This window comes from Mucilaginibacter sp. GW821-FHT07H05 (genome assembly GCF_059418485.1).
Genome location: NZ_JBWKPY010000003.1, coordinates 582,387 through 603,484 on the forward strand (window position 1 = coordinate 582,387; position 21,098 = coordinate 603,484).

The 21,098-nt window shown below is 43.6% G+C and carries 20 protein-coding genes; 11 read left to right on the plus strand and 9 right to left on the minus strand.

Annotated features, from left to right (window positions below):
- Window positions 1–2: 2 nt before the first annotated feature.
- From AC07M6_RS10130 to AC07M6_RS10150, 5 genes are all read right to left on the minus strand, one after another.
- Complete coding sequence (locus AC07M6_RS10130) at window positions 3–335, minus strand: hypothetical protein (protein ID WP_494888993.1); 333 nt, start codon at window positions 333–335, stop codon at window positions 3–5.
- 211 nt (window positions 336–546) lie between these two features.
- The gene (locus AC07M6_RS10135) at window positions 547–1,482 is read right to left on the minus strand and encodes a bestrophin family protein (protein ID WP_494888994.1); all 936 of its coding nucleotides are present in this window, start codon (window positions 1,480–1,482) and stop codon (window positions 547–549) included.
- Window positions 1,483–1,524: 42 nt separating this feature from the next.
- Window positions 1,525–2,025, minus strand: coding sequence for a hypothetical protein (locus AC07M6_RS10140; RefSeq protein ID WP_494888995.1), 501 nt, complete (start codon window positions 2,023–2,025; stop codon window positions 1,525–1,527).
- A gap of 96 nt (window positions 2,026–2,121) precedes the next feature.
- Entirely contained in the window at window positions 2,122–3,495 is a 1,374-nt protein-coding gene (locus tag AC07M6_RS10145; RefSeq protein WP_494888996.1) for a HAMP domain-containing sensor histidine kinase, read from the minus strand.
- 2 nt (window positions 3,496–3,497) lie between these two features.
- On the minus strand, window positions 3,498–4,181 hold the full coding sequence (locus tag AC07M6_RS10150) for a response regulator transcription factor (protein WP_494888998.1): 684 nt from the start codon (window positions 4,179–4,181) through the stop codon (window positions 3,498–3,500).
- A gap of 363 nt (window positions 4,182–4,544) precedes the next feature.
- On the opposite strand from AC07M6_RS10150, the gene AC07M6_RS10155 reads away from it, so the two are divergent.
- The 3 genes from AC07M6_RS10155 to AC07M6_RS10165 all read left to right on the plus strand — a co-directional run bounded on the left by AC07M6_RS10155 (window position 4,545) and on the right by AC07M6_RS10165 (window position 8,998).
- The gene (locus AC07M6_RS10155; protein WP_494888999.1) at window positions 4,545–6,983 is read left to right on the plus strand and encodes a penicillin acylase family protein; all 2,439 of its coding nucleotides are present in this window, start codon (window positions 4,545–4,547) and stop codon (window positions 6,981–6,983) included.
- Between the two features lies 1 nt (window position 6,984).
- Window positions 6,985–7,320, plus strand: a complete 336-nt coding sequence (locus AC07M6_RS10160; RefSeq protein WP_494889001.1) for a hypothetical protein — start codon at window positions 6,985–6,987, stop codon at window positions 7,318–7,320.
- 73 nt (window positions 7,321–7,393) lie between these two features.
- The gene (locus AC07M6_RS10165; protein WP_494889003.1) at window positions 7,394–8,998 is read left to right on the plus strand and encodes a vitamin K epoxide reductase family protein; all 1,605 of its coding nucleotides are present in this window, start codon (window positions 7,394–7,396) and stop codon (window positions 8,996–8,998) included.
- A 90-nt stretch (window positions 8,999–9,088) separates the two neighbouring features.
- Here AC07M6_RS10165 and AC07M6_RS10170 read toward each other — a convergent pair whose 3' ends face one another.
- The 4 genes from AC07M6_RS10170 to AC07M6_RS10185 form a co-directional block, all read right to left on the minus strand.
- A complete protein-coding gene (locus tag AC07M6_RS10170; RefSeq protein WP_494889374.1) occupies window positions 9,089–9,313 on the minus strand; it encodes a bacteriocin-like protein in 225 nt (74 codons plus the stop codon).
- Window positions 9,314–9,749: 436 nt separating this feature from the next.
- Entirely contained in the window at window positions 9,750–10,487 is a 738-nt protein-coding gene (locus tag AC07M6_RS10175; protein ID WP_494889005.1) for an ABC transporter ATP-binding protein, read from the minus strand.
- 164 nt (window positions 10,488–10,651) lie between these two features.
- A complete protein-coding gene (gatC, locus tag AC07M6_RS10180) occupies window positions 10,652–10,939 on the minus strand; it encodes an Asp-tRNA(Asn)/Glu-tRNA(Gln) amidotransferase subunit GatC (RefSeq protein WP_494889007.1) in 288 nt (95 codons plus the stop codon).
- A gap of 76 nt (window positions 10,940–11,015) precedes the next feature.
- Complete coding sequence (locus AC07M6_RS10185; RefSeq protein WP_494889009.1) at window positions 11,016–11,777, minus strand: lysophospholipid acyltransferase family protein; 762 nt, start codon at window positions 11,775–11,777, stop codon at window positions 11,016–11,018.
- A gap of 40 nt (window positions 11,778–11,817) precedes the next feature.
- Here AC07M6_RS10185 and trpS point away from each other — a divergent pair, with 40 nt between their 5' ends.
- The 8 genes from trpS (at window position 11,818) to AC07M6_RS10225 (ending at window position 21,081) form a co-directional block, all read left to right on the plus strand.
- Complete coding sequence (gene trpS / locus AC07M6_RS10190) at window positions 11,818–12,813, plus strand: tryptophan--tRNA ligase (RefSeq protein WP_494889376.1); 996 nt, start codon at window positions 11,818–11,820, stop codon at window positions 12,811–12,813.
- Window positions 12,814–12,906: 93 nt separating this feature from the next.
- Window positions 12,907–13,521 (plus strand): deoxynucleoside kinase, encoded by a 615-nt coding sequence (locus AC07M6_RS10195; protein WP_494889011.1) that lies wholly within the window; start codon window positions 12,907–12,909, stop codon window positions 13,519–13,521.
- A 127-nt stretch (window positions 13,522–13,648) separates the two neighbouring features.
- On the plus strand, window positions 13,649–14,395 hold the full coding sequence (locus AC07M6_RS10200; RefSeq protein ID WP_494889013.1) for a hypothetical protein: 747 nt from the start codon (window positions 13,649–13,651) through the stop codon (window positions 14,393–14,395).
- Entirely contained in the window at window positions 14,392–15,120 is a 729-nt protein-coding gene (gene kdsB / locus AC07M6_RS10205; RefSeq protein ID WP_494889015.1) for a 3-deoxy-manno-octulosonate cytidylyltransferase, read from the plus strand. The genes AC07M6_RS10200 and kdsB overlap by 4 nt, the downstream gene beginning before the upstream one ends.
- Before the next feature lie 68 nt (window positions 15,121–15,188).
- The gene (locus AC07M6_RS10210; protein ID WP_494889017.1) at window positions 15,189–15,818 is read left to right on the plus strand and encodes a hypothetical protein; all 630 of its coding nucleotides are present in this window, start codon (window positions 15,189–15,191) and stop codon (window positions 15,816–15,818) included.
- 216 nt (window positions 15,819–16,034) lie between these two features.
- Window positions 16,035–17,645, plus strand: coding sequence for a CTP synthase (gene pyrG, locus AC07M6_RS10215; protein ID WP_494889019.1), 1,611 nt, complete (start codon window positions 16,035–16,037; stop codon window positions 17,643–17,645).
- A gap of 16 nt (window positions 17,646–17,661) precedes the next feature.
- Entirely contained in the window at window positions 17,662–19,488 is a 1,827-nt protein-coding gene (gene yidC, locus AC07M6_RS10220; protein ID WP_494889021.1) for a membrane protein insertase YidC, read from the plus strand.
- A gap of 216 nt (window positions 19,489–19,704) precedes the next feature.
- Entirely contained in the window at window positions 19,705–21,081 is a 1,377-nt protein-coding gene (locus AC07M6_RS10225; protein WP_494889023.1) for an exonuclease domain-containing protein, read from the plus strand.
- Window positions 21,082–21,098 lie beyond the last annotated feature (17 nt).

Genomic DNA, 21,098 nt, shown 5'->3' on the forward strand with positions numbered 1-21,098 from the left:
TATTAATTTAGAGATTCCTGCATACTATGGCTCATATGATAAGTAACGTTATGATACCTGATAGAAGCCGCATTACAATATATTGTGGCTACGCTATCGGCATAAATAACATGCAGGGTACAATTTGTTTCAAAATGGAGCGGCTCCTGCCTGTTATGGTTCAGCGTGTTTAATATATGTTTTATTTTTCTGGCATCGGTATAATTAACCGTAACAGAATCTGCCACATCGCGGTAAAGCACCACCTTTATCATTTTTACGCCCGTACTGCTTACCAGGTGATTTTTACATCCCGCTAATATGATCACAACCACGATGATAAAATACCGCTTCATACTGCCCCGCTTAATTGAGTTTAAATTTAACGAAGCTATTTGGTAAAAGTGCAAATGTGGTGTAACAGCACTGTTATAATTTTAGCATTTGATTGCCGCATACGTCTCTTCATAAATAATTTACAAAAAAATGAAGGTATAATAAACATTAAACCCCTGCCTTTTGCAGGGCAGAGGTTTATTTGCAGGTTTAAATTAGTTTTAAGCGCAACTATAAAATATAGTATACATTAGAAGTTGTGGTTTTAGCCTGGTGTGTTTTGTGCTGTACCTCATCGTGCTGGCTATCGTTCAGCATTTGCTTTAAATCGCGCTCAATGGTTTGCGATATGGCTGTGGTAGGGGTATCAGTAGGTTTATTTTCAAACGGGTCCTGTAAATGGATAGCCATTTTCTCGACCAGTAAAAACGCGGCTGCTATCGCTACAATCAGCGGTACTTCAAAAATACCGAAGTATTCTATCAGGCCAAAAGGCAGTAACGCGATGAACAGGTACAAGCAAAAATGAATATACAAGCTATAAGTTGATGGGAAAACCGTGTTCTTTATCCGCTCGCATTTGCCCATGGCATCGCAAAGGCGGGTCAGTGTGCCATCAATCTGTACTTGCTGGTAATCGTTCAGCCAACCGTTTTTATAAGCCAGGCGCAAATCTAAACCGTGTAGTTTGAGCAGGCTATTGGGCATATTAGTAAATCGACGGGTAAATTGCACCTCCTCATCAACCAAAAAGTCGATGCTGCGGATGTAACTGTTTTGCCCGCGCAAAGTTTGGCTAAGGCTATAGCACCAGGCTATCTGGCGGTTTACATAGCGTTTTTTAAATACCTCCACCTCTTCTGATGCATCATCTGTATTTAAAAAAGTGGTAAGCTGCCGGGTTAATGAGCGCGACTCGTTTACAATGGCGCCCCATATACCGCGGGCTTCCCACCACCTGTCATAAGCCTGGTTTGATCTAAAAGCCAGCAGGAGAGATATAATAGTGGCCAAAATAGCGGGTACCGCTATGGGGATAGAGATGCGCCATGTTGGGAAAAATTGGTGGACCAGTGCTATCAGCACCGCGTAAGCAGTTACCATCAATAATTCGTTCTTTATTTTCCCAACAACATAATTTACCGGGATATTATCTTTTAGTAACATAGTTTTATTGTTTAAACAGGTGAAAAAAATACCAGGGCGGTCTTAAGCCTGCTCCAGTTCTAATTCCAGTTTTTGGATCCTCACTACCCTTTCGGCAGGCTGTACTTTGGTGAACGCCGATAAGCTTAATACCGGGTATCCGCTTCTTTGTACCAGCAATTCGGGGGCTATGCTGTTAGCGGTCAGTTTTTGATAGGTATGGCCGTTTAACATCACAATCATATCTATCTCTTTTGCTTCTAAAAAGTTTTTAAATACGGCTACAGTGCTGCCATAAAAAAACTCGGCGTGTAAAATTCCTATTTGTTCCGGGTGTTGCTGCCTTAAAAAAGTTAATTGATCTTCAAACTCGCCGCCAATGTGCAGGTATTCGCGGCTGCGGCGTTTCAGCATCAGTAACTCGGTAATAGAATCGGATAATTGCAGGAAATGAACCAGAGAAATATTGAACTTTTGGTCTGGGTGCTTCGCTATTAAAGTATTTACAGTTAATAATGTAGCTAAGCTAAAATCAGTTGGGATCAGGATGTTTGTGGTTTTCATGGTATGATGCTTTTTTGTTAACTATTGTTGTTTGATACAATAGTCGGCACCACGCATTAAAACGGTTTAAGAGCCAGATTAGAATCTGATTAGAATTTAATTTTCTTTAGAATGATGAACAGGGAGCATAATCCGGATCTCCGTGCCCTCATTTTCTTTAGATAGGATGGCGATGCTGCCTTTATGCAAACGAATAATATTTAAGGCCAGCGGTAAGCCAACGCCATGCCCGTCAAATTTCCCGGTATTTGAGGCACGGAAAAAAGGTTCGAAGATATGCTGAAGGTCTTTTTCGGGGATGCCGATACCTTCGTCTTTAACGCTGATGATCACACGGCTGTTTTCTTCAAGCAACTTGATGATTACTGTTTTATTGTCCGAATATTTACAGGCGTTTAAAGCAATATTACTAATAGCCAGTTTCATCAGATTGCTGTTCCCTAAAACGGTCAACTGATCCAGATCTTGCGGCAGGTCAGAAAAGTCCATGCGGATATTGTTTGATGGGATAATATGATCAACCGATTCCTTGATCTGCCATACCAGTTCATCCATCCTGATCACTTCCCATTTTTGCTTTTGACCATCAAACCCGGTTTGCGCCAAACCCAGCAGACTGGTTAATATATCCTGCAGGCTTTGCGCGCTTTTTAATATCTCGGTTAAAGTTTGCTGTGTACTGATATCATTAACATTGGTTTTTTTTAGCGCCAACTCGGCTTCGCCTTTTATTACGGCCAGTGGGGTGCGTAACTCGTGCGATGCATTACTGATAAAGTTATTCTGCGTTTCAAAAGCTGTCTCAAGCCTGTCCAGCATATCGTTAAAGGTTTGGGTCAGTTCGGCTATCTCGTCCTTACTCTTATAATCCTCTAACCGCAGGTGCAGGTTGCTGGCGGTAATGGTATTCACTTTTTTGATGATCTTCCGCACCGGCCTGAAGGTATCGTACGAGAACCGCCGGCCAATAAAATAAATCAGTACCAAGGATATCAGGAAACCGGTGATCAATATCTTCTCCAGGTTTTCCAACTCCTTAAAGCCATAAGGGTCAATGGCCGAAACGATAAAGATCACCTTCCCCTCAGGCAAGTTTGTCACCTTTCCGGCGTAAAAAATATTGCCGGTTTTATAGCGTGCTTTGCCTTGTTCTAAAATATCTTTAATTAAAGGCGCGGGGATATGTGGTACCGGTTTGCCGTTTAAATAATCGGCCGGTGTTAAGGTATATTGCTTTTCGTTTTGTAAATGCTCCAGGTAGCGCTGCCTGATCTCCTTATACATACCCAGGCTGTCTTTATCGCTTAGCTGGTGCATTTGGGCGGCAATATTAGCGCGTGCCTCTAAGCGCTTATAAAAATCATCGAATGTAAATTGGTGTACAAAGTAAAATATAGCCCCGCTTAGCAGCACTATAACCGTTGTGGTTAAACCAAAAAACAATAAAGCCACCTTGCGCTGTATACTCATTTTTAGTTGCCGCTTTCCTTTAAAATATAACCCATGCCTATTACCGTATGGATCAGTTTCGGTTCAAAATCCTTGTCCAGCTTTTTGCGCAGGTAATTAATATATACATCAACCACATTGGTGCCCATGTTAAAGTCAATATTCCAAACGTGTTCCAGTATTTCTATGCGCGATAGCATATGGTTTTTATTCTTCACCAAAAATTCTATCAGGCGGTATTCTGTAGCAGTCATTTCAATTAGCTTATTGCCACGCTTTACCGATTTTTCGTCCGTGTTTACAACCAGATCGGCTACCTGTAATACATTGGCCGATGGCGTTGGCCCGGCATTACGCCGTGCCAGCGTACGGATGCGTGCATTCAATTCGGCCAGGCTAAAGGGTTTAATCATATAATCATCGGCACCGGCATCTAAACCAGTTACTACGTTTTCGGTAGTGCCAAGGGCTGTCAGCATCAATACCGGCGCGGTTTGGTTGGCTTGCCTTAGGTTGCGGCAAAGTTCAATCCCGTTAATGCCGGGCAGCATAATATCCAGTATAATCAATTGAAAATCCATCCTGACGGCCATATCCAAACCGGTAATACCATCCATCGCCACGCTGATCTCATGGCCCTCAGCCGTCAGGTCGCGCTGAATGATGGATACTAACTGCGGTTCATCTTCAATTAAAAGAATCTTCATTGCCGCAAAGCTATTTAAAAAATGGTTTGAAGGCAACCCGCCTGTCGTAAGCCTAAAATTGGGTTAACACAACTTAACACAATTCGGGGGTTTTTCGATTTAAATATCTACAAATCAATATTTTAGCTTTTTATTGTGTTAACCCAATTGAAATCATCAAGTAATTGATAATCAAATCTTTACATTTTTTCAATATTTTCTAATAATGTAATTTCGTGATCAGCAACATCAAGCCTTACTCAAACCTTCCCCAAACGCACGCTGCTTTAGCGATGGCGCAAGAAGAAGGGCCTAAAAAGACTCATATCATTTTAGCATTTGCCCTCCTTTGCATATATTGCTTCATCAAACTATTCACAACAAATGAAGGTTACAAAGGCGCTGATATCTGTATTAGCTACGATAGTACTTATCCTGGTACTGGAGATCAAATGGAGCGATTCTATTCCGTCAATAGCCGTTTTCCTGAACCCGGCCACCGGTTTCTGGCAAAACGCCGACAGCAAGCATATCATTAAGGAAAGAAAACTAAAACTGAAAGGGCTGCAGGGCAAGGTAACCATCAAATATGATGAAAATATGGTGCCCCATATTTTTGCCGAGAACGAGCACGACCTGTATTATGCCCAGGGCTATGTTACCGCCGCCGACCGCCTGTGGCAAATGGATATCCAAACCCGCAGCGCGTCGGGCCGCCTATCTGAAATTGTTGGCCCTAAAGCATTGGAAGTTGACCGCTATCACCGCCGCATGGGCATGGTTTACGGCGCCGAAAACACTTTGAATGAAATGATGAAAGACCCGCGTGTGGCTGTAATGGTTAACGCTTATACCGAGGGTATTAACACTTATATCCATCAGCTATGGAAGCGTGATTATCCGATAGAATTTAAGCTGCTGGATTACGAGCCGGAAGACTGGAAACCGGTTAACTGTGCGCTGCTGCTCAAATTAATGTCTGAAACACTTGCTGGCAGTACCGATGCCCCGGCCATGACCAACGTATTGAAAAAGTTTGGCCCTGAGGTTACTAACGACTTATTTCCCGATTATCCTTATCGCGAAGATCCAATTATTCCGGCCGGCACCAAATGGGATTTTAAAGCTTTACCCCTGCCCAAGGCATCTGCCGATTTTATCAATTCAATGGTAGCTCCGGTTCAGCATAAGGAAAAAGTGGAAGGCATTGGCAGTAATAACTGGGTAATAGCCGGCAGTAAATCGGCCAGCGGCTACCCTATTTTAGCTAACGACCCGCACCTGAATTTAACGTTCCCATCTATTTGGTACCAGATACAGCTTTCGGCGCCGGGCATCAACACCACCGGGGTTTCTATTCCGGGTACGCCTTGTGTGGTTATCGGCTATAACAATCATATCAGTTGGGGCGAAACCAATGTGGCTGCAGATGTGCTTGATTTTTATCGCATCAAATTTAAAGACAGCAGCCATAACCAATACTGGTACAACAACAAATGGAATAAAACCACTAAGCGTACCGAGGTGATCAAGATCCATGGCCGCGCGCGCTTTACCGAAACGGTGTATTACACCCATCATGGCCCGGTAGTTTATGAAAGCGCGGATAAAAGGCCAAAATCGCGCGGGGACATCCCGGTAAGTGCCGCGGCACGCTGGATAGCGCACGATAAATCGGCAGATATCCTGACCTTTTACCTGCTTAACCGGGCTAAAAATTACGACGATTACCGCAAAGCCTTAAGCTATTATACCGCGCCTGCGCAAAACTTCATTTTCGCTTCCGCGGATAAGGATATCGCCATGACGGTTAACGGTAAACTGCCGCTGAAATTTAAGGAACAGGGTAAATATATTTTAGATGGCACCGACCCGGCCAACGACTGGCAAGGCTGGATCCCGGCCGAACAAAACCCCTCAGCTAAAAACCCGGCACGGGGCTATCTGAGTTCGGCCAATCAATCATCAACAGACTCGAGCTATCCTTATTATATCAATTGGAGCTTTGGCCCATACGAGCGCGGCAAGCGCATTAACGACCGCCTAAGCACCATGAAAAATGCCACTGTTGATAGCATGCGCTTATTACAGGGGGATACCTACAGCATCAGGGCGCATGATGTTTTACCGGCTATGCTGGCTGATATTGATGCAGCTAAACTAAACGGGCAACAGCGGCAGGTATTGCAATTAATTAAAAACTGGGATAAACGCTTTGATGCCAATTCGGTTGGGGCTACTATATATAACGAGTGGTGGGGTAAATTTTACACCACAGTATGGTCCGACTATTTTGAGAGCAAAAACAAGGAACTGATGCTTCCATCGCAGGACCGTACGATAAAGCTGCTGTTAAAAGAGCCTCAATCCAAATGGTTCGACCGGATAAAAACGCCGGCCAAAGAAACAGCCGTTGATTTGGTAAACCGTTCCTTTACCGCCGCGGCAGATTCGTTATTGCGTAGGTATGGCAAGCCCGGCCAGGCCTGGGAATGGGGACGGGTAAAACATACCTACATTAACCATTTAGCCAACCTGGATGGCTTTGGCACGGGCGACTTTGTTGCCGGAGGTATTGGTTCAACAGTTAACGCGCTGAATAACGGACACGGCCCATCGTGGCGTATGGTGGTGCAAATGGGGCCTAAAGTGCAAGGGTACGGCATTTTTCCGGGGGGCGAATCGGGCAATCCCGGCAGTTTATATTATGACGATATGCTAAAAACCTGGCAGGACGGTCAACTGAAGCCCCTATTATTCCTGCAATCGCCAACCGAACAGTCAACCCGTATTAAATCAACCTTAACCCTTAGCAGCAAATAATATGTTATTCATCATTATACTCATCCTATCCCTTATAGCCGGCTTTATTACCCCCTGGTGGGTGGCGGCTATTATTGCTTTTGTAACCGCGTTATACGCAGGCAAGAAACCAGCGCAGGCATTTTGGTCGGGTTTTGCGGCCGTATTTATTGTTTGGGTGGTGCTGGCCTTGTTTAAAAGCGTGCCTAATAACCATGTACTGGCCAGCCGTGTAGCCGTACTTTTCCACCTGCCAGGCTGGACGATACTATTGATCCTCACCTCGCTGATAGGCGGTTTGGTTGGGGGTATGTCGGCCTTATCGGGGGTGTTGGTGCGGAAGGTATGGGACAAATAACACTTTTTCTAAACGGCCACCCCCTCATGAATATCTGTCCAAATCTCTTTTGAAATAAACCGTCACGATCATTATGCCAGATTTCTTCGCCACCAGATCAAATGCTGCAACAGTGTTAGTCAAGCTTTTGCGGTCTTTTCCAGGTCACATAACGCCACAGAGGGTTGCTTTAGATCTTTTTAAACATCCCGATTACCCGAGCATGCTTTCACTTAGCGACGTTCTTACTAAAATGCATATCAAGAATGATGCATACCATGCTGACTTTGAACGCCTCTCAGAACTCAAGTGCCCATTTGTCGCTTATACCAATATGAGAGATCAAGTGTATGTACTGGTGGAGAAGGTAACGAATAAGTATTTTATCATTTCCAGTCAAAAGGAAAGCAACCAGAAACTGCCGACCGCAAAATTCAGGCTTATTTACAAAGACCTAGTCCTTACGGCGGAAAGGCCGGCAAATGTGCCACTTAACTCACGTATCCAAAAAGCATTGGCTCGTTTGCAAGGGCCACTGATTTCATCGGCTGTAATAGCGGTTTTTATAACAATGCTATGCTTTGATTCAGATTATTTCAAATATCTCGACCTACCTGTCATGGCGCTCACGGTGATAAAAGCAATAGGCCTCTCAACTGCGGTGCTGCTATTAATACAAACTATTGATAGCGATGATCCCTTGGTGCAACGCATGTGTGGAACTGATAAGAATGCTGATTGTAAAGCTATACTATCGTCCAGCACAGCAAAGGTTTTTGAGGGATTAACCTGGAGTGAGGTCGGATCTTATTACTTTGCTGGTACTATTTTAATCTTGTTCTTTGGTTCACACTCCTCCGCAAAAATGGAATGGCTAAGCCTGCTCAACCTCCTGGCACTGCCTTACACTTTTTATTCTATTTATTACCAGGTAAGTGTAGCAAAAAAATGGTGCCGATTATGTTGCATCGTTCAGGCAGTTCTTTGGGCTGAGTTCATAACGATGGTCCTTACAAAAGGATATATCTTACACGCACGTTCGTCGATCACGGATCGCAAAGATATTGCAATGATCTTCATTTGCCTGGTAGTCCCGGTTTTGTTTTGGTTGATAGCAAAACCTGTGGTCAGGCAGGCAAAACTTTATTGGCCCCTCAAAGAGCAGGCTGATCATTTTAAATATAACATGTCGCTGTTCAAAATGCTCCTTGAAGCTCAAACACAGTTCGTATCGCCCGACTCGTCCTGGAGCATCACATTAGGCAGTTCCACGCCTGAACATGTTATAACAATAGTTTCTAATCCTTTTTGTAAACCCTGCGCCGAAGCACATCGAGATTTAGAGGATCTGTTGGCGGGTAACGAACTTCTGCAGATCCGTATCATTTTCAAAGGAGGCGACCAGAAAGATCATAGGGCCGAGGTGCAACGACACCTGATGGCTATCAAGTTCGAGGGCAATGATCAACTTATGGCTGATGCGCTTCATACCTGTTATGCCCAACATGGAAAGAATTATGATAGGTGGTCTCTGACTTATCCTGTAAGCGAAGGACATAAACTCGCCAGCAAAGCGCTGGACCGTCAGTGGGAATGGTGTATTAATGCTGGTATTAAAGGGACCCCGGCCGTTTTTTTAAATGGTCGCTTACTCCCTTCTGCATATCAATTAGCTGATCTGAAATATATGCTGGAATGATCAAGCTATAAGACCAAGGCGATTGATTAAACTACGAAGCAACTTAGTACCATTCCCTAAGCTACTTCGTAGGATGATTTGCTTTGTTCACTAAGCACAATTGGTAACTGATAAACACCTATCATACTCTGTACAGAAACTATAACCGCAGACTAACGTAGGATCTGTCTGGGAACATACATAATATGGCCCGCTTTCATCGTAACATTGCCATAGAATAGGTGCGTCTCCACCTTTGATGTTTTTTAATTCATCTCTTGTTAGTTTTTTCATGTTAATAGTATTTAAAGGTTTATAAAGACAATGTAAAAAGATATAATGACAAAAACAATTTTAATTAATATTTAATATTGCATGTCGCTCGCTCTGATAGAACTAATCGTGTCAATTCTTTTCTATCTAGTATATCATCCCCATTGGGTTTGTTATTGTATAATTTTTAATTCTAGTTGAGCGACATGCTATTAGAAAAATAGCAAATAAACCGTAAGCCCATCGAGGAGGCGACATACTTTACCTATTTTATTAAAAAAGATGTAGACACACAATAGTTCGGAAGTGGGTCATGTAGGTATTCGAAAGATTTCAACACCTCAGATGATTATAGATGTATTATGATAATGCAGTTTACAAAACTATTCAACATATTCTCCTTATACTTTGCCCGAACATAAGTAAACACTGTATCAACCTGATTATAAAATGCGTTTTATGTCAATTTAGCATTCATTTGTTCATACCATATAAGATCTTACAACGCAGCCGCATCCCTTGTTACCGTATGGATATCGGGGTTTACGTAATCGTTCTCTATCAAACCATCGCGCATACGCACAATGCGGTGGGCGTGCAGGGCAATGTCTTCTTCGTGCGTTACTAATATAATGGTGTTGCCTTTGGCGTGGATATCTTCCAGCAGGCCCATAATTTCGATAGATGTTTTGGTATCCAGGTTACCGGTAGGCTCATCGGCCAGGATGATGGACGGATTATTGATCAGCGCGCGGGCCACGGCTACACGCTGGCGCTGCCCGCCCGAAAGCTCGTTAGGTTTGTGATCCATACGGTTACCTAAGCCTACGTTTTTCAAAGCGCTTTCGGCACGTGCTATACGGTCGGCTTTATTCGTGCCCGAATAAATTAATGGCAGGGCCACATTATCTAAAGCGGTATTACGTGGTAACAAGTTAAATGTTTGGAAAACGAAGCCAATTTCCTCGTTACGTACTTCAGCCAGTTCATTATCGGTCATGTGGCTCACATCAATGCCGTTTAGGATATACTGGCCTTTGGTTGGGGTATCTAAACAACCCAAAATATTCATCAGGGTTGATTTACCTGAACCCGAAGGGCCCATCAGCGCCACAAATTCGCCTTTATTAATGGTCAGCGAAACAGATTTCAGCGCGTGAATTACTTCCGAGCCGATCACATATTTACGTCCGATATCTTTAATTGTAATTAATGGCTTAGTTAATAATGGCTCCATGCAGGTGTTTTTTGTTGCTTTGACAGCGGTAAGGTAGTAAATGTTACACGCCAATTTAATTTTATGTGCAAATGTGCGTATATGCAGATGTGCAGATTATTATCGGTAGAAAATCGCGCATGTTCATATCATTTGCACATCCGCACATTTGCATATCTGCACATTTACCCTATCACTTTAGCCACATGGAAAAAATCCTGATCCTTTTTAGGGGCGTTTAACAGGGCTTCCTCATGGGTGATCTCTTGCTTAACCACATCCTCACGCAATACATTGGCATCGGTATTCATATAAACCAGGGGTTCAACGGTTGATGTATCCACCTCGTTCAGCTTATCCATAAAATCCAATATCCGGTTCATGTCCTTTATGGTTTCCGTTTTTTCTGCGGCAGATAGTTCCAGCCGGGCCAGGTGGGCAATTTTATCAACGGTATCCTGATCGATCTTCATGCGTTTACAAATGTTTATTTAACGAAGTTACGGGAATGATCTGAATTTACAATCAATTAGGTTAAGCTTGCTACATTTAAACGATGGCGGATGCAGGGATTGACGGCGTATCACCCTCTGTTTTTTGCCGGATGATCCCGTAAACCTGGTCGCGCAGGGTATCAGCATCTTCAACTGTCAAATGAGCGGTCTCGATAGGCTTATGCACATAAAACCGGGCAATGCCGGGCCGGGTGCCGTATTGGGTACCATCGTCCCAAAACATTTTCCAGGCGTTGGTGCCGCTTACCGGGATAATAGGCACTTTCTGCTCGATAGCCAAGCGGAACGGGCCATTTTTAAACTCAACCAATTGCGGCGGATAGTGCGGCGGGATGCCGCCTTCGGGAAATATCACTAAGGTTATACCTGCCTGTAGGCGTTCCGCAGCTTTTTTAAAGGCCCGGTATGATGACATTTTGCTGGCCCGGTTTACCGGGATATCCACCGTACGGAAAAACAGGCCGGTCACCAGGCCGTCGGTCAGTTCCTCTTTACCCATAAAGCAGCAGTCGTTTTTAACCATCATGCACATGGCCGATATATCCAGGTTAGAGGTATGATTGGGACAGATAATATAGGTGCGGCTCCAGTCGACAGGCTCCTCATATTTAAACTTGTAGAAAAACCCGGCCAATGCCGAGCTTAAAAAGGCCCAGGCCGCGCGAAACTTGTTCAGAGTATGGTAACGGCCCGGCTTGCGCGAAAACGAATAAAAGAAAGGCCAGAATATCAAATACAACAGGGCAACCATCAGCACATAAAAATAGCTGTGCGCTTTTTTTAATATCAATTTCATCTTTACCAAAAATATAAAAAATACTTACTTTCGCCACATGATGGAAACTGTTGTTAGTGGTATCCGGTCGACCGGGAAATTACATTTAGGAAATTACTACGGAGCTATTCAAAACTTCGTAAAAATGCAGCATCAATATAACTGCTATTTTTTTATAGCCGACCTGCACTCGTTAACTACCCACCCCACCCCTGATGACCTGCATGGCAACATCAAACAGGTGTTGGTAGAATATCTTGCCGCGGGTATCGACCCGGAGAAGGCCACTATTTATATCCAGAGTGACGTGCCAGAAATAGCAGAGCTATACCTGTACATGAACATGAACGCCTATATGGGCGAGTTGGAACGCAGTACATCATTTAAAGATAAAGTACGCGCCAACCCCGATAACGTGAACGCCGGTTTATTAACCTACCCGGTATTAATGGCGGCCGATATATTGATCCACAAAGCCACTAAGGTACCCGTGGGTAAAGACCAGGAGCAGCACCTGGAAATGGCGCGCACCTTTGGCAACCGCTTTAACCGCCTGTATAATAACGATTACTTTCCCGAGCCTTATGCCTTTAGCTTCGGCGAAAGCCTGGTGAAGATACCCGGACTGGATGGTAAGGGTAAAATGGGTAAATCGGAAGGTGAAGCTAACGCGGTTTACCTGTCTGATAGTCCGGAGGTGATCCGTAAAAAAGTAATGCGCGCCCTCACCGATGCCGGCCCCACTACCGAAAACCAGGAAAAACCGGTTGAGATACAAAACCTGTTCGACCTGATGAAAGTAGTATCAACACCTGATACTTATACCCATTTTGATAATCTGTACAACACGATGCAGATCCGCTACGGCGACTTGAAAAAGCAATTAGCCGAAGATATGATCATAGCCACCGCGCCCATCCGTGAAAAGATTAACGATATTGCTGCCGATGCGCCTTATTTGCGCCAGGTGGCCCGTCACGGCGCTATTAAAGCCCGCGAAAGCGCCCAGAAGACCATTAAGGAGGTAAGGGAAATTATTGGGTTCAGGAGTTTTTAATTGTTATTTATCATTATATTATCAACTTACTTAGTAAAAAATAATATACTTGTATAATAACATATCGAAACAATAACCTTATAAAATTTACGGATGCACATTGCTATTGTAGGAAATATCGGGGCCGGAAAAACAACACTTACTGAGTTGCTGGCAAAAAATTACGGCTGGGAACCCTTGTACGAAGCGGTTGATAACAACCCCTACCTGGAAGATTTTTACAGCGATATGAAACGCTGGAGCTTTAACCTGCAGATCTATTTCCTCAACAGCCGTTTCCGCCAGATTGTTGATATCCAAAAAAACGGTCGTAACATATTACAGGACCGTACCATATACGAGGACGCCTTTATATTTGCCGAGAACCTGCACGATATGGGCCTGATGACCACCCGCGATTACGAGAATTACCGGGCCATATTTGATAACATTACCGCTTTCATCAAACCACCCGATCTGCTGATCTACCTGAAGGCATCGGTACCAACGCTGGTAAATAATATTCAGCGCCGCGGCCGCGAATATGAGAGTGGTATCCGGTTGGATTACTTATCTAAGCTAAACGATAAATATACCAAATGGATCAACGGTTATGATTTGGGCAAATTGCTGATATTGGATAAGGATAACCTTGATTTCACCAATAATACCGAAGATCTAAGTACCATCATCCAGTTGATAGAGCGGGAGATTAACGGGTTGTTTTAAATCTCAAAACACAAAACATTATGTCATTGCGAGGAACGAAGCAACCGCACACCCAAAGAGCAGATATGCATTGTTCGTCCCGATAATTATCGGGATACCTCGCAATAAAAAACTTATAAAAGGCACAATGAAAAAGTGGCTTTATTTTATTCTTTCTTCCGTAATAATGATCTCCTGCCAAACTAAGGAGAAAAAAATCAATTTGGGTAAAACCCTTGATTTAGGTGAATTTACAATAAGCGTACCTAAAGATTGGAAAAGTGAAATCCCTAAAGATCAGGAAGATTCTTTCGTTGGCTATATAGCCGGACCTGCTGTTAAGTTAATGTTTGATTGCAGCAACATGGGTTATGCAAACCATTTATTAGAAACAGAATCCGAATATTTAGAAAGTAAAGATTGGAAACACGAAAGCTTTTTTTTAAAGCCAGGTGTAACATATACGGCAAATTTCAATGTCCATAATGAAAAGATGAGGCAAATGAAAGAAAAGGGCATTACTGATTCTTCATTAATTAAAGTTGAGGCAGACCCCAGTTATGAAACTATTGAAAAGTTACACGCTCCAACAGCACAGCAAAAACTAAAATATCCAAAAGCCGATTATATTGCCGATCTAACATATAGGGACAGTACCATTTTTGTGCCCATAGAAATTCCTGAAGAAATAAAAACCCATCATATTCAGATTGACAGCACCGACAAATACATCGTTAAAACTATTTGGCCTAAGGTAGCTGGCAGGGGTATGACCGGCGTATATATGCACAGCCGGTCATCAAGCTTTAATTTTCAAATGAACGGTAGTGACCTGACACCAACAGATCAAAGTTTAGCCTTACAAGCATTTAAAACTATTACATTTAAAAAATGAAAATCCTTGGCATTATCCCCGCACGTTACGCCTCCACCCGCTTTCCGGGTAAACCGCTGGTTGATATAGGCGGCAAAAGCATGATACAGCGGGTGTATGAACAGGCCAAAAAATGTGAGGCTTTGGCCGATGTATTTGTAGCTACGGACGACCAGCGGATCTTTGACCATGTAATTGCTTTCGGCGGTAAAGCCGTTATGACTGCCGACACGCACCCCAGCGGCACCGACCGCTGCGCCGAAGTAGCCCGCCTGCACCCTGAATACGAGATTGTGATTAACATACAGGGCGATGAACCGTTTATAGATCCCGGGCAGATCACAAAAGTAGCCGGCTGCTTTGACGACCCGGGCACCCAACTGGCCACCCTCATCAAAAAAATAAACACCACCGGCGAACTGCATAACCTGAGTACGCCCAAGGTGATCATCAATACCAAAAACGAGGCTATTTATTTTTCCCGCTCGCCCATCCCCCACGTGCGCGGGCAGGAGCCGCAAAACTGGCTGTACCATAATACCTACTACAAGCACATTGGTATTTACGGTTATAAAAGCGACGTACTGCAGCAAATTACCCAACTGCCGGTATCATCATTAGAGAAAGCCGAAAGCCTGGAACAATTGCGCTGGGTAGAAAACGGTTACCGCATTAAAGTAGCGCTAACTGATATGGAAAGCCACGCGGTGGATGTGCCGGAGGATTTGGAAAAGTTGAAGTATTAATCCTTCAAAACTGTTAAAATTTTAAAACCTTAGTATCGTTTAACAAACAATTAAACTTATCTCCCGCAATGAAATATTTAAATACACCTACACTTCTATTTAGTCTGCTTTTCCTGTTTGCTTTAAATGCAAACGCGCAATCTGAAGATTATGTAATTAATATTAACGGCGATACCGTTAAATGTGAACTTAGCTTATATAGCTTGGGTGGGCCAAAATATAAGGTACCTGATGGTAAGAAAGAAAAAATAGACATTGAAAAGATAAAAGAGTATTACCATGCGTCAAATGACCTGCGTTTTCGGGCGGTTTATGTAGACACTTTATCTAAACCCAAGTACATGCAGGTGATTGAAAGCGGTCCGATTTGCCTATATCAGTATGCACCTGCTAATTACAGTGGTACTATGGGCATGCTTACCACTTCGGCAATACAGTGGTTCGTAAGCAAAAAAGGTGATAGGGCAATCGCTTTAAAAAGTACCAGTTTATTAGGAAGCGGCAACAAGCAGGAACGTAAAGACACCTTATCGGAAATGCTGAAGGATAAGCCTGAAATTTATAATAAATACGTGGCTGATGACAAATTTAGCTTCAAGCAGATAATTAACCTGGTTCACCTATACAATACCGGCCAACCATATCAAGTACCACAGAAAAAGCCCGACCCAAATGCTAAAAAGGATGATATGTATTGATACTTCCCTCTAAGGCTTCAATAACAGCTACATCCTTTGCCGAGAGCATGCCGACCGGCTTAAAATAGCTATTCGCAAATTGGCTTCGCGGGAATATGCCGATGTGTTTCGTAATCATCCTGTCATACATCATTCCCAACTTTTCAACATTTACCAACAACTTCCCCGCATTCCGCAATTTTTCTTACCTTTGTATCCCGTACACAAACAAACTCCATGACTAAATATATCTTTGTTACGGGCGGCGTTACTTCGTCGTTAGGAAAGGGAATTATATCAGCATCGCTGGCTAAACTCCTTCAGGCACGTGGTTACCGCGTAACTATTCAAAAATTCGATCCTTACATTAATATCGACCCCGGAACCCTTAATCCGTACGAGCATGGCGAGTGCTATGTAACCGAGGATGGCGCCGAAACCGACCTTGACCTGGGCCATTACGAGCGCTTTTTAAACACCCCTACCTCGCAATCAAACAATATTACTACCGGCCGCATTTATCAAAATGTGATCAACCGCGAACGTGAAGGCGCTTTCCTTGGTAAAACCGTACAGGTAGTACCACACATTACCGACGAGATTAAACGCAATTTCCGCATTTTAGGCGAAAGCGGCGATTATGATATTGTGATCACCGAAATTGGCGGCACCGTAGGCGATATCGAATCGCTGCCGTTTGTGGAGGCTGTGCGCCAGTTTAAATGGGAAACAGGTTCGGGCAACGCGCTGGTGATCCACTTAACATTGATCCCTTACCTGGCTGCAGCGGGCGAGTTAAAGACCAAACCTACCCAGCACTCGGTTAAAATGCTGCTGGAGTATGGTATCCAGCCCGATATTTTGGTTTGCCGTACCGAACATCATATTAACCAGGATATCCGCAAAAAAATAGCCCTGTTTTGCAACGTTAACGTAAACGCGGTAATTGAATCTATCGATGCATCCACCATTTACGATGTGCCTTTGCTGATGTTGCGTGAGCAGTTAGATAAAACCGTATTAACCAAATTAAAGCTGCCTAATAAAAACGAGCCCGATCTGGAAAACTGGAAGGACTTTTTAGGCCGGCTTAAAAACCCTACTGCCGAAATTCGTATTGGCCTGGTAGGTAAATATGTGGAGCTGCCCGATGCTTATAAATCCATTATCGAATCGTTTGTACATGCCGGCGCTAAAAACGAGTGTAAGGTAAAGGTAGTCACCATACAATCAGAACACTTAACTCCCGAAAACGCTATTGATAAACTGAAAGGCCTGCATGGCGTTTTGGTTGCACCCGGCTTTGGCCAGCGTGGTTTTGAAGGTAAAATAGCCGCCATTAAATACGTACGCGAAAATAATATCCCATTCTTTGGCATCTGCTTAGGTATGCAATGCGCTGTTGTTGAATACGGCCGTAATGTGCTCGATTTAAAAGATGCCAGCAGTACAGAAATGAACGCGCAAACCCCGCACCCGGTAATAGCCATGATGGAAGACCAGAAAAACATCAGGAATATGGGCGGCACCATGCGTTTAGGCGCATACGCCTGCGATTTAAAAAGCGGCAGTAAAGCAGCGGCCATTTACGGTAAAACACGCATCAGCGAGCGGCACCGTCACCGCTATGAGTTTAATAATGAGTACCTTAAAGCGTATAAAGAAGGCGGCATGACCCCATCGGGCATCAACCCCGACAATGGTTTGGTAGAGATTGTTGAACTTAAAAACCATCCATTTTTTGTTGGCGCGCAGTTTCACCCCGAATTAAAATCGACAGTTGCTAATCCTCACCCACTTTTTGTTAACTTTGTCGCCGCTTCGCTGGCTTATGCCCGCAAAAATTAATGTACTTTAAGAAATAATGGATAGAAATACATTCACAGGATTATTCCTGATCATGATCATACTGGTGGGTTCATTCTTTTTAATGAGGCCATCTGACGCTGATATCAAGAAAGAGAAAGAAAGAAACCATCTCGACTCGTTAAAAAAAGCCGGACTGGCAAAAGCCCCGGCAGCGGCAACCGCAGCTAAATTTGATACGACAAAACACAATGGTGCAGTTGATTCGGCTGTTTTAAAAAGTCCTTTTGGTGCAGCTACCGTTGGTGTTGACCAATTGGTTACTTTAGAGAACCGCGACCTGCGCGTAAAGATCAGCGCTAAAGGCGGCCGTATCTATTCGGTTGAGTTAAAGGATTATAAAACCTTCAGCAAAAAACCGGTCATTTTATTTGAAGGCGGCGACAACCATTTTGGATTGAACTTTAAAGCCGGCGATAAAACCATTTACACCGATGGATATTACTTTAAGCCAAGCGCTGCTAATTTAACCGTTGCCGGTAAAGATTCGGGTTCGGTAACTATGCGTTTAAGCTACAGCCCTACCCAGTATATCGATTACGTATACACCCTAAAAGGCGAAGGCTACAAAGTTGGTTTAAACATCGTACCAACTGGTTTAGATAATGTAATCCCTAATACCGGCACCTTAAACCTGCAATGGACCGCCAACCTGCGTAAACAGGAGAAGGACTTAAAGATGGAACAGCAATACAGCACCGTGTATTTTAAAAATACCGATGGTGATGTTGACTACCTGAGCACCGGTAAGGACGATCAAAAAACCATCAGCGATAAAAAATTGCAATGGTTCTCGTTCAAACAGCACTTTTTCAGTAACGTAGTGATAGCTAAACAGGGTATCAGCAATGCCAGCCTATCGGTAAGCTCTAACGAAACCGATACCGCGCTTGTTAAGCAAATGAAGGCTAACGTGTTTATCAATAAAGATAATGCCGGTACCTATCCGCTGGAATTATACTTTGGCCCTAACCGTTTCTCAACCCTGCAACTGCAAGGTTACGATCTGGAAAAACAGGTTGACCTGGGCTGGGGACCGTTAAAATACATTAACCGTTTTGCGGTATTGCCTGTATTTAACTTCTTTAACCAGTTTAACTGGAACTATGGTTTAATCATTTTAGCATTAACCATTATCCTTAAACTGGTACTTTCTCCGCTGACCTACAAGTCATACCTATCCATGGCTAAAATGCGTGTGCTGAAGCCGGAGATGGACGAAATTAAAGCTAAAGTTGGCGAAGATAACCCTACTTTGTTACAACAAGAATATTTAAAGCTATACAAAAAAGCCGGTGTAAACCCACTGGGGGGCTGTTTGCCTTTAGTGATCCAAATGCCGATAGTGATCGCGTTCTTCCGCTTTTTCCCAAGTTTGTTTGAACTGCGCGGACAAAGCTTTTTGTGGATGCATGATCTGTCTACCTACGATTCGGTTATTAAATTTGGTACCAGCATCCCGGTATTGGGAGATCACATCAGCTTAATGTGTTTGCTGATGACCATCTCAACCCTGATCTATACCTACTTCAACAATCAGATCTCGGGTGCAACCGGTCAGATGAAATATATCGGCTACATCACGCCTATTATTTTCTTCGGCGCGTTGAACGGTTACCCATCTGGTTTGAACTATTATTACTTCCTGGCTAACATGCTTACCTTTTTACAGCAATACCTGATCAAGTTCATGGTTGATGATAAAAAGATCCATGCCCAGATCCAGGAAAATAAAAAGAAGCCTGAAGAGAAGAAAAAGAAATCAGGTTTCCAGGCCCGCATGGACGAAATGCTGCGCCAGCAGGCACAGGCTAAGAAGAAGTAGTTTTTAGTCCGGAAGTCGGGAAAGACCGGAAGTCCGAAAGATAGAATTTTGTAAAACCGATAAGCAGAAGCTTATCGGTTTTTGCTTTAAATAGTCAAAAAACTTTCGATCTTCCGGACCTTCCCAACTTGCTGACTTCCGGACTTAGAAAAATCTTTCGGACTTTCCGTCTTCCGGTCTTTCGGACTCCAAACTAATTAACTAACTTTGTTAGCAATGTACGCGATTGTAGATATAGAAACCACAGGCGGTCACGCCAGCGCCAACGGGATAACCGAAGTGGCTATCTGTATTCATGATGGTATGCAGGTAACGCACCGGTACCAAACACTGATCAATCCCGGCAGGGACATCCCTGTGTATATCCGCGCGCTAACGGGCATCAGTAACGAAATGGTGCAGGATGCCCCGCCTTTTAAACAAGTAGCGCACGAGATCTATCAATTACTGCACGATAAGATCTTTGTAGCCCATAACGTTAATTTTGACTATTCTTTTTTACGCTATCACCTGGCTGCTTCAGGGTACGATTTAAATTGCAATAAGCTATGCACGGTAAGGTTAGGCCGTAAAATATTGCCTGGCCTTCCTTCCTACAGTTTGGGCAAGTTATGCCATCATTTAGGTATCACTAATGAAAACCGGCACCGGGCCATGGGCGATGCCTCGGCTACTTCCGAATTATTTGGTTTGCTGTTGCGCAGCGATACCAATAAGCATATTTCCGCCTCGTTAAAGCATAACTCTAAAGAGCAAAACCTGCCGCCGCATTTGGCTAAAAACGTTATTGAAACGTTACCATTAATGCCGGGCATATATTACTTTCACGATGAAAAAGGTAAGGTAATTTATGTAGGTAAGGCGGTGAATATTAAAAAACGGGTATGCAGTCATTTTAGCGGCAACAACCCTAACCAGCAACGCCAGGAATTTTTAAAGAATATTTTCCATATCAGCTATCAGGAATGCGGTACCGAGCTGATGGCCTTAGCGCTGGAGGCAGTAGAGATCAAAAGGCTATGGCCTAAATACAACCGTTCGCTTAAACGCTTTGAGCATACTTTTGGCCTGTATACTTATATAGACCAACGCGGGTATTTGCGTTTAGCGGTTGATAAGCACCGTAAACATGCCCATGCAGTTCATAACTGCCGCTCGCTGCTGGAAGGCTATAACCAACTGCAGCAATTGATTGATGAGTTTGAACTATGCCCTAAGCTGTGTTTTATACAAAAGAACAGCGAACCATGTACCAGCAGCCATAAAGACCAATGCGCCTGCAATGGCCATATAGACGCGGATACCTACAATGAAAAAGTAGAACTGGCCATTAACAGCCTGAAAGAACAACTCCCTACCTTTGCTTTACGCGACAGGGGCCGCAATTACGACGAACAAAGCTGTATGCTGATTGAGAACGGCCGTTTTTATGGCATGGGCTATATCCCTAACGATTTTGAAGCCGATAATCTGGAAGTCTTAAAAAACCACCTCTCTCCCTATCCCGATAACGGCTATATCCGCAACATGGTGCTTGGCCATGCAGAGCGTTACCCCGCTAAGAAATTTGATTTTTTGGCTGTATTTGCTTAATTAAACACCATTATGGC

Bases quoted from the DNA above. Each gene is read 5' to 3' on its own strand.
- AC07M6_RS10130 (WP_494888993.1), bottom strand. From the start codon at position 335: ATGAAGCGGTATTTTATCATCGTGGTTGTGATCATATTAGCGGGATGT.
- gatC (WP_494889007.1), bottom strand. From the start codon at position 10,939: ATGAAGATCGATCAGGATACCGTTGATAAAATTGCCCACCTGGCCCGG.
- yidC (WP_494889021.1), top strand. From the start codon at position 17,662: ATGGATAGAAATACATTCACAGGATTATTCCTGATCATGATCATACTG.
- AC07M6_RS10175 (WP_494889005.1), bottom strand. From the start codon at position 10,487: ATGGAGCCATTATTAACTAAGCCATTAATTACAATTAAAGATATCGGA.
- trpS (WP_494889376.1), top strand. From the start codon at position 11,818: ATGGAAACTGTTGTTAGTGGTATCCGGTCGACCGGGAAATTACATTTA.
- AC07M6_RS10150 (WP_494888998.1), bottom strand. From the start codon at position 4,181: ATGAAGATTCTTTTAATTGAAGATGAACCGCAGTTAGTATCCATCATT.
- AC07M6_RS10155 (WP_494888999.1), top strand. From the start codon at position 4,545: ATGAAGGTTACAAAGGCGCTGATATCTGTATTAGCTACGATAGTACTT.
- AC07M6_RS10185 (WP_494889009.1), bottom strand. From the start codon at position 11,777: ATGAAATTGATATTAAAAAAAGCGCACAGCTATTTTTATGTGCTGATG.
- AC07M6_RS10195 (WP_494889011.1), top strand. From the start codon at position 12,907: ATGCACATTGCTATTGTAGGAAATATCGGGGCCGGAAAAACAACACTT.
- AC07M6_RS10145 (WP_494888996.1), bottom strand. From the start codon at position 3,495: ATGAGTATACAGCGCAAGGTGGCTTTATTGTTTTTTGGTTTAACCACA.
- AC07M6_RS10210 (WP_494889017.1), top strand. From the start codon at position 15,189: ATGAAATATTTAAATACACCTACACTTCTATTTAGTCTGCTTTTCCTG.
- AC07M6_RS10135 (WP_494888994.1), bottom strand. From the start codon at position 1,482: ATGTTACTAAAAGATAATATCCCGGTAAATTATGTTGTTGGGAAAATA.
- AC07M6_RS10165 (WP_494889003.1), top strand. From the start codon at position 7,394: ATGCCAGATTTCTTCGCCACCAGATCAAATGCTGCAACAGTGTTAGTC.
- pyrG (WP_494889019.1), top strand. From the start codon at position 16,035: ATGACTAAATATATCTTTGTTACGGGCGGCGTTACTTCGTCGTTAGGA.
- AC07M6_RS10140 (WP_494888995.1), bottom strand. From the start codon at position 2,025: ATGAAAACCACAAACATCCTGATCCCAACTGATTTTAGCTTAGCTACA.
- kdsB (WP_494889015.1), top strand. From the start codon at position 14,392: ATGAAAATCCTTGGCATTATCCCCGCACGTTACGCCTCCACCCGCTTT.
- AC07M6_RS10225 (WP_494889023.1), top strand. From the start codon at position 19,705: ATGTACGCGATTGTAGATATAGAAACCACAGGCGGTCACGCCAGCGCC.
- AC07M6_RS10200 (WP_494889013.1), top strand. From the start codon at position 13,649: ATGAAAAAGTGGCTTTATTTTATTCTTTCTTCCGTAATAATGATCTCC.
- AC07M6_RS10160 (WP_494889001.1), top strand. From the start codon at position 6,985: ATGTTATTCATCATTATACTCATCCTATCCCTTATAGCCGGCTTTATT.